1 tRNA gene is annotated in these 483 nt (G+C 56.7%); it reads left to right on the top strand.

Going from position 1 to position 483, the window contains the following annotated elements:
• The first annotated feature begins 120 nt into the window (after positions 1–120).
• Positions 121–196 (top strand) — tRNA-Ala (locus J5M58_RS26535).
• Positions 197–483: the final 287 nt, after the last annotated feature.

Raw genomic sequence — 483 nt, 5'->3', positions numbered from 1 at the left:
ATGCCGACGTGCGCTCGGTCGTTCAGTGGGTGTTGGCCGGCGCGCCGTCGAAATAGCCGATCGGCGCAATTCTATTGCCAAGCGCGGATGATGTGATGTATGATCGTCGGCTGTTGGTGAGGGGCGGTAGCTCAGCTGGGAGAGCGTCGCGTTCGCAATGCGAAGGTCGGGAGTTCGATCCTCCTCCGCTCCACCATAAATTCCAGTAAAAACAACGCACTACGTCTTGCGATGTAGTGCGTTGTTTTGCATTTGGAAGCAGGTTTTGGCACACCATGTGTGCCAAATTTGTGCCGTCACTCCGCCGCCGCGTCCTTTCCCATCTGCATGACACTGCCGCACACTGCTGGTAGACTCGCATTGCCTGAGAAATTTGGGTTTGCCGCGCGCTGAAGACGTACAGAACGGCTACGAGACAAAAGCAAAGGGTGGATGCGGGTAGCGCCGCTCAAATCCCAAGAAGCGTGGAGCCACGGACTGTTC

Source organism: Pseudomonas sp. 32_A (assembly GCF_017490905.1).
GTDB classification, from domain to species: domain Bacteria; phylum Pseudomonadota; class Gammaproteobacteria; order Pseudomonadales; family Pseudomonadaceae; genus Aquipseudomonas; species Aquipseudomonas inefficax.
The sequence above is the reverse complement of the archived record's forward strand: the minus strand, read 5'-3'. Positions and strand labels throughout refer to the sequence as shown.